Annotated in this window: 17 protein-coding genes; 13 read left to right on the forward strand and 4 right to left on the reverse strand. The window is 64.2% G+C overall.

Annotated features, from left to right (window positions below):
- Positions 1–40 precede the first annotated feature (40 nt).
- Genes BMY06_RS08120 through BMY06_RS08135 form a run of 4 tightly spaced genes read left to right on the forward strand, consistent with a single transcriptional unit; the run spans position 41 to position 3,397 of the window.
- Positions 41–709: an amino acid ABC transporter permease gene (locus BMY06_RS08120; protein WP_065065466.1), complete on the forward strand. Its 669-nt coding sequence runs from the start codon at positions 41–43 to the stop codon at positions 707–709.
- Positions 709–1,398: an amino acid ABC transporter permease gene (locus tag BMY06_RS08125; RefSeq protein WP_074982506.1), complete on the forward strand. Its 690-nt coding sequence runs from the start codon at positions 709–711 to the stop codon at positions 1,396–1,398. Before BMY06_RS08120 ends, BMY06_RS08125 begins: the two co-directional genes overlap by 1 nt.
- A complete protein-coding gene (locus tag BMY06_RS08130) occupies positions 1,376–2,113 on the forward strand; it encodes an amino acid ABC transporter ATP-binding protein (protein WP_074982509.1) in 738 nt (245 codons plus the stop codon). Before BMY06_RS08125 ends, BMY06_RS08130 begins: the two co-directional genes overlap by 23 nt.
- 51 nt (positions 2,114–2,164) lie before the next feature.
- Positions 2,165–3,397, forward strand: coding sequence for an ArgE/DapE family deacylase (locus tag BMY06_RS08135; protein ID WP_074982511.1), 1,233 nt, complete (start codon positions 2,165–2,167; stop codon positions 3,395–3,397).
- Between the two features lie 69 nt (positions 3,398–3,466).
- Here BMY06_RS08135 and BMY06_RS08140 read toward each other — a convergent pair whose 3' ends face one another.
- On the reverse strand, positions 3,467–4,138 hold the full coding sequence (locus tag BMY06_RS08140; RefSeq protein WP_074982513.1) for a GntR family transcriptional regulator: 672 nt from the start codon (positions 4,136–4,138) through the stop codon (positions 3,467–3,469).
- Positions 4,139–4,235: 97 nt separating this feature from the next.
- Here BMY06_RS08140 and BMY06_RS08145 point away from each other — a divergent pair, with 97 nt between their 5' ends.
- From BMY06_RS08145 to BMY06_RS08180, 8 genes are all read left to right on the forward strand, one after another.
- Positions 4,236–4,460 (forward strand): FmdB family zinc ribbon protein, encoded by a 225-nt coding sequence (locus BMY06_RS08145; RefSeq protein WP_074982515.1) that lies wholly within the window; start codon positions 4,236–4,238, stop codon positions 4,458–4,460.
- Positions 4,461–4,616: 156 nt separating this feature from the next.
- Positions 4,617–5,360, forward strand: a complete 744-nt coding sequence (locus tag BMY06_RS08150) for an IclR family transcriptional regulator (RefSeq protein WP_065057973.1) — start codon at positions 4,617–4,619, stop codon at positions 5,358–5,360.
- Positions 5,361–5,428: 68 nt separating this feature from the next.
- Positions 5,429–6,481: a cyclase family protein gene (locus tag BMY06_RS08155; protein ID WP_074982704.1), complete on the forward strand. Its 1,053-nt coding sequence runs from the start codon at positions 5,429–5,431 to the stop codon at positions 6,479–6,481.
- Positions 6,482–6,539: 58 nt separating this feature from the next.
- The gene (locus BMY06_RS08160; RefSeq protein WP_065057976.1) at positions 6,540–7,241 is read left to right on the forward strand and encodes an SDR family oxidoreductase; all 702 of its coding nucleotides are present in this window, start codon (positions 6,540–6,542) and stop codon (positions 7,239–7,241) included.
- A gap of 2 nt (positions 7,242–7,243) precedes the next feature.
- A complete protein-coding gene (locus BMY06_RS08165) occupies positions 7,244–8,254 on the forward strand; it encodes a 3-hydroxyacyl-CoA dehydrogenase (protein WP_074982517.1) in 1,011 nt (336 codons plus the stop codon).
- A 68-nt stretch (positions 8,255–8,322) separates the two neighbouring features.
- Positions 8,323–9,651 carry a short-chain fatty acid transporter gene (locus tag BMY06_RS08170; RefSeq protein WP_074982519.1) on the forward strand — a complete coding sequence of 443 codons (1,329 nt, stop codon included), beginning with the start codon at positions 8,323–8,325 and terminating at the stop codon, positions 9,649–9,651.
- Positions 9,652–9,706: 55 nt separating this feature from the next.
- Entirely contained in the window at positions 9,707–9,991 is a 285-nt protein-coding gene (gene catC / locus BMY06_RS08175) for a muconolactone Delta-isomerase (protein WP_065057970.1), read from the forward strand.
- A 16-nt stretch (positions 9,992–10,007) separates the two neighbouring features.
- Complete coding sequence (locus tag BMY06_RS08180) at positions 10,008–10,304, forward strand: YciI family protein (RefSeq protein WP_065057969.1); 297 nt, start codon at positions 10,008–10,010, stop codon at positions 10,302–10,304.
- 102 nt (positions 10,305–10,406) lie between these two features.
- On the opposite strand, the gene BMY06_RS08185 is transcribed toward BMY06_RS08180, so the two are convergent.
- The 3 genes from BMY06_RS08185 to BMY06_RS08195 all read right to left on the reverse strand — a co-directional run bounded on the left by BMY06_RS08185 (position 10,407) and on the right by BMY06_RS08195 (position 14,377).
- Positions 10,407–11,843 (reverse strand): purine-cytosine permease family protein, encoded by a 1,437-nt coding sequence (locus tag BMY06_RS08185; RefSeq protein WP_074982520.1) that lies wholly within the window; start codon positions 11,841–11,843, stop codon positions 10,407–10,409.
- A 142-nt stretch (positions 11,844–11,985) separates the two neighbouring features.
- Positions 11,986–13,125 carry an acyl-CoA dehydrogenase family protein gene (locus tag BMY06_RS08190; protein WP_074982522.1) on the reverse strand — a complete coding sequence of 380 codons (1,140 nt, stop codon included), beginning with the start codon at positions 13,123–13,125 and terminating at the stop codon, positions 11,986–11,988.
- Entirely contained in the window at positions 13,118–14,377 is a 1,260-nt protein-coding gene (locus BMY06_RS08195; RefSeq protein WP_074982531.1) for a CaiB/BaiF CoA transferase family protein, read from the reverse strand. Before BMY06_RS08195 ends, BMY06_RS08190 begins: the two co-directional genes overlap by 8 nt.
- Before the next feature lie 140 nt (positions 14,378–14,517).
- On the opposite strand from BMY06_RS08195, the gene BMY06_RS08200 reads away from it, so the two are divergent.
- Positions 14,518–15,429 carry a LysR family transcriptional regulator gene (locus BMY06_RS08200; protein ID WP_074982535.1) on the forward strand — a complete coding sequence of 304 codons (912 nt, stop codon included), beginning with the start codon at positions 14,518–14,520 and terminating at the stop codon, positions 15,427–15,429.
- Positions 15,430–15,432: the final 3 nt, after the last annotated feature.

Here is a 15,432-nt window from a genome sequence, read left to right on the forward strand (position 1 = left end):
CTTTGATTGTTTATTTCCGCTTCCAGGGAGCGCCCACGACATGACGCTTCAATTCGGGCCCGTTCTCGAGCAATGGCCGTATCTGCTCGGCGGCGCGTGGCTCAGTCTGCAGATCGCCGTGCTGGCCTTCGCGTTCGGCATGCTGATCGGTCTCGCGTGCGCGTCGATTCAGCGTTTCGGGCCGGCGTGGCTGAGCCGCATCGTGCGCCTGTACGTGACGTTCGCGACGAATACGCCGCAACTCGTGCAGATATTCTTTCTCTTTTTCGCGCTGCCACAAGCGGGCATCACGCTCTCGCCGTACGCGGCGGTGCTGATCGGCGCTACGTTCAACGCGGGCGCCTATCTTTGCGAAATCCAGCGTGCCGGGTTTGCCTCCGTGCATCGCACGGAAATCGAGGCGGCCGAAGTGCTGGGCTTTTCCTCGCTGCAAATCGTTCAGCACGTGATCTTTCCTCATGTGGTCAAAGTCATGTTCCCCCCCTTGTCGAACCAGTTCATCATGATGACGCTCGGCACCTCGATGGCGTCGGTGTTCGGCGTGGAAGAACTCACCGGGCGCACGTACAACATCAGTTCGGAAACCTATCTTTCCGTTGAGGCATTCACCGTGACGGCAGGGATTTATATCGTCATCACGCTGCTGGCCACGCTCGCGCTCGCCATCTTCGGCCGATACGTGTGCCGCGCCAGAGTGAAGGTGTGGTGATGGCAGATTCGACCATTCAGGAAATCGCGCAGCTGTTTTCGCATTACAACCTCCTGCTGCTACTGGAGGGATTCGGCACCACGCTCGCGCTCTCCGCCATCGGTTGCCTCGCGGGATTCGCGGGCGGCTTCGCGATTGCCGTCGTGCGCGCGACGCGTTCGCGCGCGGCCGCCCCGTTGCGCGCGCTGGCATTCGTCTGGTGCATGCTGTTCCGGCGCGTGCCCTTTCTCGTCACGCTGATGCTGGTGTTCTTCGCGACGCAATCGCTCGGTGCGAATTTTTCGACATTCACGGTGGCGCTTGGCAGCGTGTGCCTGATCGCAAGCGCGTATCTCGGGGAAATCGTGCGCAGCGGTCTCGACGCGGTCCACCGCAATCAATGGGAAGCCGCGCAAACCCTGAACTTCAGTTTCATGCAGACGCTGCGCCACGTCGTCATGCCGCAAGCGTGGCGCGTAATCCTGCCGCCGACCTTCGCGTTCTTCGTCATGTTCATCAAGGACACCGCGCTGGCCTCGCAGATCGGCGTCATGGAACTGACGTCGGCGGGCAAAGTGCTCAGCAACAAGGGATTTTCCGCGACGTGGGTGTACGGCACGGTACTGGTGCTCTATTTCGCCATGTCCTATCCACTCTCGCGTCTTGGTAAGCGCCTGGAGAAGAATTTTGCCGCAACTCGAAATCGTTGATCTCAAAGCATCCTATGGCACGCAAACGGTGCTGGAGCGCATCAACCTGCGTGTCGACAAAGGCGAGATCGTCAGTCTGATCGGGCCGTCCGGCTCCGGAAAAAGCACGCTGCTGCGCGTGCTGATGGGCCTCCTGCCGCCCGAAGCCGGTGCGGTGCGCCTGAACGGCAAAGAAGTCGATTACGCCAGCAAGGCCGCCGTGCGTGCGCTGCGCTCGGACATCGCCATCGTGTTCCAGCAGTACAACCTGTTCCAGAACATGAGCGTGATGGACAACGTGACCATCACGCCCACGCGTATCAAGGGCTGGCCGCGCGCCGAAGTCGAGCGCGACGCGAAGCGGCTGCTCGAACGCGTGGGACTCGGCCATCGCCTGAAAGCGTATCCCGACGAATTGTCCGGCGGACAGCAGCAGCGCGTCGCCATTGCGCGCGCGCTCGCGCTCAAACCCAAGGTCTTGTTTCTCGACGAAGTCACCGCGGCGCTCGATCCCGAACTCGTGAACGAAGTGCTCGACACGATTCGCGAACTGGCCTCGGACGGCATCACGATGTTTATCGTCTCGCACGAAATGAGCTTCGTGCGCGAAGTTTCGTCGAAGGTCGTGTTCATGGCGGGCGGCCATGTGGTCGAAACCGGTACGCCGCAGCAGATCTTCGACGCGCCGCAAGAAACGCGCACGCGCGAGTTCGTCGGCAAGATCCTGCGCCATTAACGGCATGTTCGGGCGTTTGCATCAAACGCCCCTGTTTTCAAGGCAAATCGAATGACAGACGCACACTTCACAACTGCATTGTTCCAGGCCGTCGATCACAACTTCGACAACGAGATCGCATTTCTCGCCGACCTCGTGCGCCGCCCTTCCGACAATCCGCCCGGCTATTGCGCCGAGCACGCCGAACTCACCGCGCAGGCGCTCGACGCACTCGGCTTCGACGTCGAACGCCATCGCGTGCCGACGCCGGTCGTCGAGCGCGCGGGCATGATCAGCGCGACGAATCTCGTCGTGCGGCATCGCTTCGGCGCGGGCCCGGTGATCGCGCTCAACGCGCACGGCGACGTGGTGCCGCCCGGCGAAGGCTGGAGCGCCGATCCTTATGGCGCGGAGATTCGCGACGGCTGGATGTACGGGCGCGGCGCGGCCGTCTCGAAGTCCGACTTCGCAACCTATGCGTTCGCGCTCAAGGCGCTGATCGACGCGCGCGCGCCGCTCGCCGGCACGGTCGAACTGCACCTCACCTACGACGAGGAAAGCGGCGGCCTGATCGGTCCTGGCTGGTTGCTCAAGGAAGGCATCGTGAAGCCCGATTACGCGATTTGCGCCGGGTTTTCCTATGCGATCACGACGGCGCACAACGGCGCGATCCATCTCGAAGTGACCGTGCGCGGCAAGTCGGCGCATGCGGCCCGTCCGGACACCGGGCACGACGCGCTCGAAGCCGCCGTGCGCGTGCTCAACGCGCTGTACGCACATCGCGAAGACCTGCGCCAGATCCGCTCGGCCACGACCGGCATCGAGCACCCGACGCTCGTGGTCGGGCTGATCGAAGGCGGCATCAACACGAACGTCGTGCCCGACAAGGTGACCTTCCGGCTCGACCGCCGCGTGGTGCCCGAAGAATCCGCGCAAGACGTGCTGGCGCAGTTGCGTGCCGTGATCGAGACGGCCGCGGCGCTGCCCGGCATCTCGGTCGAGATTCGCGAAGTGCTGGTGACGTCGCCGCTGCGTCCGATCGACGGCGCGCAGCGTCTCACGTCGGCGTTGCAGGCGGCGGCGGAAGTCACGCTGGGCGCGCGCATCCCCGAGGAAGGCGTGCCGCTCTACACCGATGCGCGGCTGTATTGCGAAGCCGGCGTGCCGACGGTGATCTACGGCGCCGGTCCGCGCACGCTGCTGGAAGCGAACGGCCATCGCGCGGATGAGCGCGTCAAGGTCGAGGATGTGCGGCTGGCCACGCGCACGGTGGCGCTGGCGTTGACGAATCTGCTGGGCGTTTGAGCCATCGGGAAAGAAGCGGCGCGCAGGCGCCGCTTCTTGTGACGCGACTGCGCGGCGTGGCGACCGGATTCAGCCGACCGATCCTTCGGCAAGCCGTTCGAGCACGAAACGGCGCAGATTCTGAAGATGCGTGCGCATGGCGCTGCGTGCGAGATCGGCATCCTCCGCGAGGCAGGCTTCGAGAATCGCGACGTGTTCGGCGCGATCTTCTTCGATCCGGTTGAACGGCGTAGCAAGTTCGAACAGGCGGCTGTTCGTGCGCACGATGTCGATGGTGCGCGCCAGCACTTCGTTGCCGCCCGCGCGCGCCATGAGCGTGTGAATCTGGTCGTCGACCTGCCAGTGCGCCTGCTCCTGCTGGCCGCTGCTCAGGGCGCGCGTTCTCTTGATGAGCGCCTGAAGCTGCTTCTTGTCGATCTTGCCGACCGCGAGACCCACGGCTTCGACTTCGAGCATCTCGCGCACTTTCATCGCCTGAAAGTATTCCTGCACGCTCACGAAGCGCACGGAATAGGAACGCGCGCCTGCGCGCACGAGCAGGCCTTCGCCTTCGAGACGCAGAAGCGCCTCGCGCATGGGCGTGCGCGAGATCTTGAGATCTTCCGCGAGCCGCCCTTCGACGACGGCGCCGCCGCTGCGCAGGGCCTTGTCGAGAATCATGCGGCGCAGCGTCTGATAGGCGAGTTCGCCTAACTTCTCTGAACTGGAGGTGGACGGATTGGACACGATATCGAATGACAATGTTATGCGCTCAGTATACGGTAAGTATACGATCAGGCATAGAGCGCAGGACGAGCGCTCACGCTCCACGCCCTGAAATTTGAACGAGGAAGGTGACATGCCCCTGTACGACTATCGATGCGAGCGTTGCGGTGTCTTTGAATGCACGCGCAGCGTGGCCACGCGAGACAGTGCGCCGCCGTGTCCGGAATGCGGCGAGGCCACGCAACGCGTGACGGTGACGATGCCGCGACTGGCTCGCTCCTCGGATCAGGACAGCCAGGAGACCCCGCCCGAAGGGCGCTACGGCATGCGCCACGCAGCCGCGTGTTCCTGCTGTTGAACGCCGACTCCAACGCGTTCGCCGCGAGCGACCGGATCGGCACGCGCTGCCCTGCGGTCGCCCCACGCATCGGCTTCCAGCTGGCACTCCGGTCGTTTTAGGTGTTTACCCGTAAGCGTATTGTCAGACCACTATCTATATGTCGATAATGCTCTCATGGATGTGAAAACTGCAGTCCGCGTCTTCGACGTGATCAACCTCTTTGCCGAAGTCCGGCAACCGATGATCTACAGCGAAATTGCGCGTCGAACCGAGATCCCGCTTTCGAGCTGTCATGCCCTGTTGCAGACGATGGTGGCCAAGGGCTACCTCTACGCGCCGGGCGTGAAGGCGGGCTATTACCCCACGCAACGCCTGCTGCACGTCGCGCGCGACATCTGCAGCGAGGACCCGTTGACGCTGATGTTCCAGCCGCTGCTCTCGGCGCTGCGCGACGCGACCGGCGAAACCGCCGCGCTCGCCACGCTCGCGGGCAATCGCGTCGTCTATCTCGACGTGATGGAGTCGCGCCAGAAGATCCGCTACAGCGACGAGCCCGGCGGCTTCATGTCGATCGCGAGCGCCGCGGGCAAGGCGCTGCTCGGCGCGCTCGCGCCCGCCGCGCGCCGCAAGCTGCTCGACAGTTGCTCGCCGCCGCTGCTCACGACCGACGGCCGCGAGATCGACCGCGCGGTGTTCGAGCGCGAAGTCGACCAGGGCGTGATCGACGGCTGGCATCGCTCGACGGGCGAAAGCGTGGAAGACGTGGCCGGCCTCGCGCGCGGTTTCCTGATTCATGGCGAAGCGTTCGCGCTCGTCATCGGCGCGCCCAAGGCGCGGCTCTTGAAGAACGAGCAGCATGCCGTGCAGGCGCTGCTCGAGGTGTACGCACAAATCCCGCCGTCGCTGCTCGCGATCTGAGCGCGCCGCCGCGCCATATCGTGCGCCGCGTGCGCCGCGCGCGAAGGCGGGGAATGGAGGAAGACAGCATGCGTTGGAAGAATCGGCCGGACGGCTCGAACTGGGGCGACTTCGGTCCCGACGATCAATTGGGACGCCCCAACCTCATCGGCACGGAACAGGTGCTCAAGGGCGCGCGCGAGGTGCGTGCGGGCCTGAGCTTCACGCTCTCGCTGCCGCTCGACTTTCCGGGCGAGAGCAAGCTCAACGTGCGCCGCCATCCGCCGGTGCTGCGCCCCACGATGCGCGACGGCCTGCCCTACGTGAATTTCCCGTTCGCGCGCAACGAAGCGGGCGCGACCGATGTCGTCAGCGACGACCAGGTGCTGCTCTCGCTGCAATATTCGACGCAATGGGACGCACTCGCCCACGTGGGCGCGCGCTTCGACGCCAATGGCGACGGCGTGGCCGAAAGCGTCTATTACAACGGCTATCGCGCGAACGAGCACATCGTCGGGCCAATGGACTATCGCGCGGAAAACAACTTCGCGCCGCACGCCTGCGGCGGCGAACACAGCCACGCGGATGTGCTCGGCATCGAGAATCTCGCGGTCAAAGGCATGCAGGGCCGCGGCGTTCTGATCGATTTCGCCGCGCATTTCGGGCGCGAATTCCGCACGGTCGGCTATGACGATCTGATGCGCGTGATCGAAGCGGACAAGGTCGAAGTCGAACGCGGCGACATGCTGGTGCTGCGCACGGGCTTCGCCGAAATGGTGCTCGAAATGAATCGTCAGCCCGACGAGGCCGTGCTTGCGAGCCATTGCAGCGCGCTCGATGGCCGCGACGAAAAACTGCTGCAATGGATCACCGACACGGGCATCGCCGCGCTGGCCGCCGACAACTACGCGGTCGAGCGTTATCCCGCGCGCGCACCGGCCACGCCGGGCGAGCATCCGCTGATGCCGCTGCATCATCACTGCCTGTTCAAGCTGGGCTTGCCGCTCGGCGAGCTTTGGTACTTGCGCGATCTCGCGTTGTGGCTGCGCGAGCATGGGCGCACGCGCTTCATGCTCACCGCGCCGCCGCTGCGTCTGCCGGGCGCGATGGGCTCGCCCGTCACGCCGGTCGCCACGGTGTGATTCGAATTTCAATTCGATTCCTTTTAGTTAGCATTCCTGCTATTTTCGATTGACCGACATGGCTAAAGAACGAGTTCTGATCACCGGCGGCGCTGCCGGCATCGGTGCGGCATGCGCCGCACGCTGCGAAGCCGACGGCTACGAAGCGGTCGTGATCGATCGCATCGGCGACGGCATCATCGCCGATCTTTCGGATACGCAGGCGACGGCCGCCGCGCTCGAACGCGCGCTGCAAGGCGGCCCCATCACGCGCCTCGTCAACAACGTGGGCGTGGTGCTGCCCGCCGACGCCGAACATCAGACGCTCGACGAACTCGAACGCGCGTGGGCGCTCAACGTGCGCTGCGCGCAGCAGTGCATGCAGGCGCTGCTGCCGGGCATGAAGGCGGCGGGCTTCGGGCGCATCGTCAACATGTCGTCGCGCGCGGCGCTCGGCAAGGAATTGCGCACCGCGTACTCGGCGACCAAGGCCGCGCTGATCGGCATGACGCGTGTGTGGGCGCTCGAACTGGGCGCGTTCGGCGTGACCGCGAACGCCATCGGTCCCGGCCCGATCCGCACCGAACTCTTCGACCGCGCCAATCCGCCCGGCGCGCCGCGCACGCAGGCGATCATCGACGCCGTGCCCGTCAAGCGCGTGGGCACGCCCGACGACGTCGCGCACGCCGTTTCGTATCTGCTCGACGCGCGCAGCGGTTTCGTGACCGGCCAGGTGCTGTACGTGTGCGGCGGGATGACCGTCGGCGTCGCGGGAGTCTGACGATGTCACCGACTTCGTCGAACACCATCGCTTCCCCGCAAGATTCGCGCCGCGCGGGCATCGTCGGCGCAGGCAGCATCGGCGTGGCCTTCGCCGTCGTGTTCGCGCGGGCGGGCTGGCGCGTGCGTCTGTTCGATCCCGACGCGCAACGCCGCGCCGCCGCGCCCGCCGAAATCGCGCTGCGTCTCGACGACCTCACGCGTTTCGCGCTGATCGACGAAAGCGCCGCGCAAATCGCCGCGCGCGTGGAGATCGTCGATACGCTCGAAGCCGCGGCCGCCGACGCCGATCTCGTGCAGGAATGCGCGCCCGAGCGCGCGGAACTCAAGCGCGACCTGTTCGCACAACTCGATCGCGCCGCGCCGGCGCAGGCGATCCTCGCGAGCGCATCGTCGTTTCTCGCGGCGTCGAAATTCGTCGACGAAAGCTTGCCGGGCCATGCGCGCTGCCTCGTCGCGCATCCGGGCAATCCGCCTTATCTCGTGCCGGTGGTCGAGATCGTGCCCGCGCCCTTCACGTCGGCGGCGGCCACCACGCGCGCGATCGCGCTCTATGGCGAAGCGGGCCTCATGCCCGTGCGCGTGAAGCAGGAAGTCGCCGGCTTCATCTTCAACCGCCTGCAAGGCGCGGTGCTGCGCGAAGCGTATTGCCTCGTGCGCGACGGCGTGGCTTCCGTGGACGACATCGACACCGTGATGCGCGAAGGACTCGCGCCGCGCTGGTCGGTGATCGGTCCGTTCGAAACGGTCGATCTGAATACGCGCGGCGGCATTGCTTCGCACGCGCAAAAGATGGGGCCGTCGTACGAACGCATGGGCGCCGAGCGCGGCCAGCACGATCCGTGGACGCCCGAGCTGGTCGCTCAGGTGGAAGCCGCGCGCCGCGCTGCGCTCCCGCTCGATCAATGGGACGCGCGCGTGGCCTGGCGCGACCGTCAACTGATGCAACTCGCGCGTCAGCGCAAAACCGCTTCGAACAAGGACGCCGACACGCCCAACAGCCGCGACGATTGAACCACACGCTCGCGGCATGGACCGCGAGAGAGACCCAAGAACTACTACGAATTGAAAGAGACACAGCCATGCAAAGAGTCACCGCCTTCTTCACCGAGCTGATGCGCCGGTATCTGCCCGATCCTTTTGTCTTCGCCATCGGCCTGACGTTGCTCACGATGGCGCTCGCCGTGATCGTCCAGGGCCAGGCCGTCACAGCGCTCACCACGAGCTGGGGCAAGGGCTTCTGGGCGCTGCTCGCGTTCACCACGCAAATGGCCGTGATTCTCGCAATGGGTTACGTGCTCGCGACCGCGCCGCTCACGGACCGCTTTCTCGATCGTCTCGTCTCGCACGTGAATTCGCCGCGTATGGCGATCATCGTCGCGACGCTGGTGGGCGGCATCGGCAGTTATCTGAACTGGGGCTTCGGTCTCGTGGTGGGCGGCATCGTCGCGCGCAAGCTCGCGATGCGCGTGAACGGCGTGCATTATCCGCTCATCATCGCCTCCGCCTATAGCGGCTTCACGCTCTACGGCCTCGGGCTGTCGGCCAGCATTCCCGTACTGATCTCGACGAAGGGCCATCCGCTCGAAGCACAAATGGGCGTTATTCCGTTGTCCGAAACAATCTTTTCGCCGACGATGCTGATCACGAGCCTCGTGACCATCATCACGCTGCCGCTGCTCAATGCGTGGCTGCATCCGAAGGCCGGCCAGCCCGTGAAGGAAATCGACCGCGCGCGCGAAGCGCAGTCGAAGGCGGACGCACCCGCCATCGACGTGGACGACGGCAAAACGCTCGCCAACCGCCTGAACAACAGCCGCGTGCTGAGCTACGTGATCGGTCTGATCGGCATGGGTTATGTGGCGCTGCATTTCGTGCAGGGCGGCAGCATCGACCTGAATCTCATCAACTTCTTCATTCTGTTCCTCGGGATCCTGCTGCTCGGCACGCCGATCCGCTATGTGGAGAAACTGAACGAAGGCATTCGCACGATCAGCGGCATCATTCTGCAATATCCGTTTTATGCGGGCATTATGGCGATCATGGCGTCGTCGGGGCTCGTCAACACGTTTTCCGAAGCGTTCGTGAAAGTCGCCACGCCGGCCACGCTGCCGTTCTGGGGCTTGATCAGTTCGTTCGTGATTAACTTCTTCGCGCCCTCGGGCGGCGGCCACTGGGTCATTCAAGGCCCGTTCATGATCGAGGCGGCCAAGACCCTCGGCGCGTCGGTCGGCCATACGTCCACGGCGGTGATGCTCGGCAACGCGTGGAACGATCTGGTGCAGCCGTTCTGGATTCTGCCGGCGCTCGCGCTGTCGAAACTCAAGCTCAAAGACATCATGGGCTACACGGTCATCATGATGATCTGGATCGGCATCGTGTATTCGGCGGCGATTCTCATCTGGGGCTAACGCTCGAACCGGCATTTTTCTTCGCTCGCCTCATTCGAATCAACAGGAGTTCACGATGCTGTTTCTCGTTCATATGCAAGTCCAGATCCCGGCCGACACCGACAAGGCTTTCGCCGACGCGCTGAAGGCCGAGGAAAAGGCCTTTTCGCAGAAGCTCCAGCAGGAAGGCAAATGGCGCCATCTGTGGCGCGTGGTGGGCGAGTATGCGAATTACAGCGTATTCGACGTGGAATCGAACGACGAACTGCACACGATGCTTTCCGCGCTGCCGCTGTTCCCGTTCATGAAGATCAGCGTCACGCCGCTCGCGCAGCATCCTTCGGCCATTGCGCCCAATTAAGCGGAGTGCGATTGCCATGCCCTTTCTGATCGAAACCTTCGACAAGCCCGGTCACGCGCATGTACGCGCCAGCGAGCGCGAGGTGCATCTCGCGTTTCTCGAAGCCAACAAGGCGCTGCTGCTCGCCTGTGGCGCCAAGCTCAACGACGACGGCAGCAGCGCGGGCGGCGGCATTTATATTGTCGACGTTGAAACGCGCGACGCGGCCGAACAGTTCATCGCCCAAGATCCGTTCTGGAAAGTGGATCTGTTCGAGCGCGTGAGCATCGTGCGCTGGCGCAAAGCCTACGTGGACGGCACCTGCTACCTCTGAGCACGACGCTCGTTTAAAGCATCAACCCTCGGACGGCGCCGTGCCTGTACGGCGCCGCTGTTTGGCCCGGCGTGCGCCCCTCCTGCGCGTCTGGGCCGTTTTTTATCGGGCTTCGATACTGCCCGCCGCTTCCGGCAGGATCATCTGCTCGGGCACGTTCGAGCGGGCAAACCGCGTCGCGCAGTAATACACCGCGCCCGGCGCCACGATGCCGACGATCCACGAAATATCCACGCCGCCCAGCCGATCGACCCAGGGCCCCGTATAAAAGCCCGTGGCGACAAACGGCAACTGCACCAGCACGCCCAGCACGTACACCGCGATGCCCACGCCGTTCCAGCGTCCATAGCGGCCATTCGCGTCGAACAGCGCCGGGACGTCGTAGCGTTCGCGCGTCACGCAGTAGTAATCGACGAGATTGATCGCGCTCCACGGCGTGAAGAAGATCAGCAGAAACAACAGAAACGACGAGAACGCTTTCAAAAACGCGTGCTGCCCCGCGAGCGCGATCGCGCTTGACACGCTCACCGTGAGAATCACGAATGCAATCCGCGTGCAGCCCGAAATCTCGCGGCGCTGGCCGATGCCGGTAATGATCGCCGCCACCGACATCACGCTGCCGTAGGCATTGAGCGTGGTGATCGTGAGCTTGCCCAGCGCGATCGTCAGATAGAGAACGCCCGCGATCGCGCCCGTTGCGCCGAGCCCGACCACGAAGGCCACCTCGTGGCCCGCGAAGCGGTCACCCGCCAGCGCGGCGGCGAACACGCCGAAGGTCATCGCCACCTGCGCGCCGACCACCGTGCCGCTGAACACGGCGAAAAAGGTTTTCAGCGGCGACGTCGACTTCGGTAGATAGCGCGAGTAATCGGCCACGTAAGGACCGTAAGCGATTTGCCACGACGCCGAAAGCGACACCGCCAGCAGAAACGAAGCGGGCGTGAAATGCCGGTTGGCCGCCAGCGTCGCCCACGCGTGACCGTGCAACAAACTCGCGAACAGATACAGAAACACCAGCGTGCCGACCACGCTCGCCACACGCCCCATCGCATGTATGGTGCGATAACCGAGACCCGCCAGCAGGATCACGATAGCCGCGAAGATCAGGATGGCCGAGGTATTGCCCACGTTGAGCAATTCAGCAATCGCCTGCCCGGCCAGCACGGTGCCGCCCGCCGAAAATCCCACATACATCACGCAAACGAGCACGAGCGGAATAATCGCGCCGTACACGCCGAATTGCACGCGACTCGAAATCATTTGCGGCAAACCGAGTTGCGGACCCTGCGCGCCGTGCAGCGCCATCACGACACCGCCCAGCAATTGCCCGATGAGCAAACCGATAACCGACCAGAAAACGTCGCCGCCCAATACCACCGCGAGCGCGCCGACCACCACGGCGGTGATCTGCAGATTCGCGCCGAACCACAGCGTGAACTGACTGCGCAGGCTGCCGTGGCGTTCGGCGTCGGGAATATAGTCGATCGAGCGCCGCTCGACCAACGAGGCTTTTGCAGTACGTGTTGCGGTGCGAACCATGCTTCGCTCCTTGTGGGCAGAACTGCTGGGGTATGAGAGTGCGAATAAAACGGCTTAAAAAACCGGCTCGATGAATTTATATGAACAAAAACCGTGTGTGCCAGACTTGATAAACCCTGTGTGCGTCCGGCATCCGCAGCATTCAGGCGAGCACGGCGCGCGCGATCACCGTGCGTTGAATCTCCGATGAGCCTTCGTAGATCCGCAGAATCCGCGCGTCGCGCACGAGTCGCTCCACCCGCAGCTCGCGCGTAAAGCCGTATCCTCCATGCATCTGCAACGCGGCGTCGGTGACGAATCCCACCATTTCCGAGGCGTAAAGTTTCGCCATCGACGCGGCATCCGTGAACGGTTCGCCCGCGCCTCGCCGCGCGGCCGCCTGCAAGGTGAGCAACCAGGCGGCTTCGAGCCGCGTCTTCATATCGGCGAATACCCACTGCAAGCCTTGCTTGCGCGCGAGCGCTTCGCCGCCCACTTCGCGTTGCTTCGCCCATTCCACCGCGTCGGAGAGCGCCGCTTCGGCAATGCCGAGACTCGTCGCCGCCACGTCGAGGCGGCTGTTATCGAGCACTTTCATCGCCGTGCGAAAACCCGTGCCCTCTTCGCCCAGACGATTCGCCTCAGGCACAAAGCAATCGAGCGCGATTTCGTGCGCCGGTGCGCCGCGTATGCCCATCAGCTTTTCCGCGCCTGAAATGGTGACGCCCGGCGTGTTCGTATCCACCACGAATGCGCTGATGCCGCGCGTGCCCTGCTCGGGCGACGTCTTCGCATACACCACGATAAAGTGCGCCGCGCCCGCGTTTGAAATGAAATGCTTGGTGCCGCGCAGCCGGTAGCCGTCGCCTTCGCGCAGCGCGACGGTTTTCATGCCCGCGGGATTCGAACCAGCCTGGGGTTCCGTCAACGCGAATGCGCCGAGTTTGACGCCCGCCGCCGCGTCGGGCAAATAGCGCTCGCGCAATGCGTCGTCGGCGCCGATCAGCAGCGAGTCGGTGGCGAGATAATGCGCGCCGATCATCGACGATGTGGCTGCGCATGCGGCCGCGATTTCCGAAAGCGCGAGGATGATCGCGGCAGGCGTCGCGCCAATGCCGCCCCATCGCTCCGGCAGATTCATGCCCATCACGCCGAGTTCGGCGAGCGCGCTCACGTAGCGCGTCGTGGCGATTTCCTCGTGATCGACCTGTGCCGCGCGCGGCGCAAGTTCGGTTTGCGCGTAACGGCGGATTGCATCGGCGATCTCCAGATCGGCGTCGCTCACACCCAGTCGCTTAAGCATGCGTATTCTCCTCTTTTATTTCGTTATACGAATCTTTGTTCGCGTGATGATGTAGCGCGGTGATTGCACCGGCATCGCACAACGCGGCGATCTGTTCGTCGTCGAGTCCAAGCTTTTGCGACAGCACGGCCAACGTATGCTCGCCGAGGCGCGGCGCGCGCGTCGAACGCGTGTTCGGATACGCGGAAAATTTCACCGGCTGGCGCGGCAGACGCACGGTCTTACCGTTGCCTGAAGGCGCGTCGATCAACAAGCCGCGTTCGCGCGCCTGCTCGCTTTCGAGCGCCGCGCGCACGCTTTGAATCGGCGCGACAGGAATGCCGGCGTCGCTCAACGCCGCGTTCACCTGTGCGACGGTCAATTCGCTCGACCATGCTTCGATACGCTCGCGTAGCGCCGCTTCGTGCTCGCAGCGCAAACTGTCGCTCTCGAAGCGCGGGTCGCCGGGCAGTTCCGGCGCGCCGATCGCCTGCGCCAGCCGCGCAAACAGCCGGTTATTCAGCACGGCCACGACGAAGTGGCCATCGCACGCGCGGAATGCCCCGAACGGCGCCGAGGACGGATGGCGATTACCCACGCGCCGCTGCGAAGCACCGGTCGTGGCATAGCGCGAGACGAGCGTGGCGGTCAGGCTCAGCGTGGCGTCGAACATGGCAACATCGACGTGCGTGCCTGTGCCCGTGCGCTCGCGAGCCAGCAGCGCGGCGAGCACGCCCCACGACGCGAAGATGCCGCTCACCACATCGGACACCGATTCGCCGATGACCGTGGGTTCGCCATCGGGCGCGCCGGTCGCGTCCATGAGCCCGCACATCGCTTGCAGGATGATGTCGTAAGCGGGTCGATGCGACTCCGGCCCGCTCTGCCCGAAGCCCGACACGCTCGCATAGACGAGCGCCGGATTGCGCGCCACCAGCGTCTCGTAGCCAATGCCGAGCCGCGTCGCCACGCCGGGGCGAAAGTTCTCGACCACCACGTCGGCCTGCGCGCAAAGCGACTGCGCGAGCGCGCGCCCCGCGTCGGTCTTCAGGTCGATCACGACGCTCTGCTTGTTACGGTTCATCGCGCTGAACAAGCCGCTTTCGCCTTCCGCGAAGGGGCCGATCGCGCGATAGTCGTCGCCGCCCGGCGGCTCGATCTTGATGACCTCCGCGCCCAGATCGCCGAGCAGCGCGGAGCACAGCGGCCCCGCCAACACGCGGGAAAAATCGATCACACGAATACCTTGCAGCGGCAACACGGAATCAGTCACGGCGGAGTCTCCTGAACATCCGGTCGAGTCGACCGGTGAGCCGATTCTGCACCGCGCCAGCCATAAGATAAAATACTGGAATAAATTAACGCCTATACGTTTTTTATATAGCCTCGCGCGCACCGATCCGAGCTAGCCGAATGAGCCTTTCACTGCGACTGCTGCGTTACTTCGCCACCGCCGCCGAAACCGGCAGCACGACTGCCGCCGCCAAACATCTGAACGTTTCGCAGCCGTCGATCTCGGTGGCCATCCGCGAACTCGAAACGCATTTCAGCGCGCCACTATTTTCGCGTGGCGCGGGCACGGGCATGACGCTCACGCAGTTCGGGGAGCGCAAACTCACGGAAGCGCGTGCGCTGCTCGCCTCGGCCTCGGCATTCGAAACCGACGACACGGGCGACGAAGACGGCGGCCACGTACAGGTAGGCGTGTTCCGCACGATTGCGCCGGTCTATCTGCCGCGCGTGCTCAAGATCGCACAAGCGCGTTTCCCGCGCCTGTCGATCCGGTTCGTGGAGGGCGATCTCGCCCAGCTCGACACCTGGCTGCACAAACGGCAGATCGACTTCGCGCTGATGTACGACGTGGGCCTGCCCGACGACATCGAACGCGAGTGTCTCGCCGAACTGAAGCCGTATGCGCTGGTGCCCGCCGACTCCGCGCTCGCGAAGCGCAAGCGCGCCGTATCGCTGCACGATCTCGCGAAAGAGCCGTTTATCCAGATCGACCTGCCGCAAAGCCGCGACTTCCTGATGGCGCCGTTCTGGCAATGCGGGCTGTCGCCCAACGTGCGTTATCGCGCGACCTCGATCGAACTCGTTCGCTCGATGGTGGCGAGCGGGCTGGGCGTTTCGCTGCTCATCACGCAAAGCCCCGGCGTGGCGCAGACGACGCTCATCGCCGAACGCCCGATCCGCGAATCGACCATCGTGCAGCCGCTCGTTATCGCGCGCCCTGCTCGCGCGGCGCACACGCACGCGTCCGATCTGCTCGCGGCATGTGTGCGCGAAGCCGTGGCGCAGGCCATGCGCGAGCGCACCGGGCGTTGAAGC

The organism is Paraburkholderia tropica, assembly GCF_900109265.1.
Classification (GTDB): Bacteria; Pseudomonadota; Gammaproteobacteria; order Burkholderiales; family Burkholderiaceae; genus Paraburkholderia; species Paraburkholderia tropica.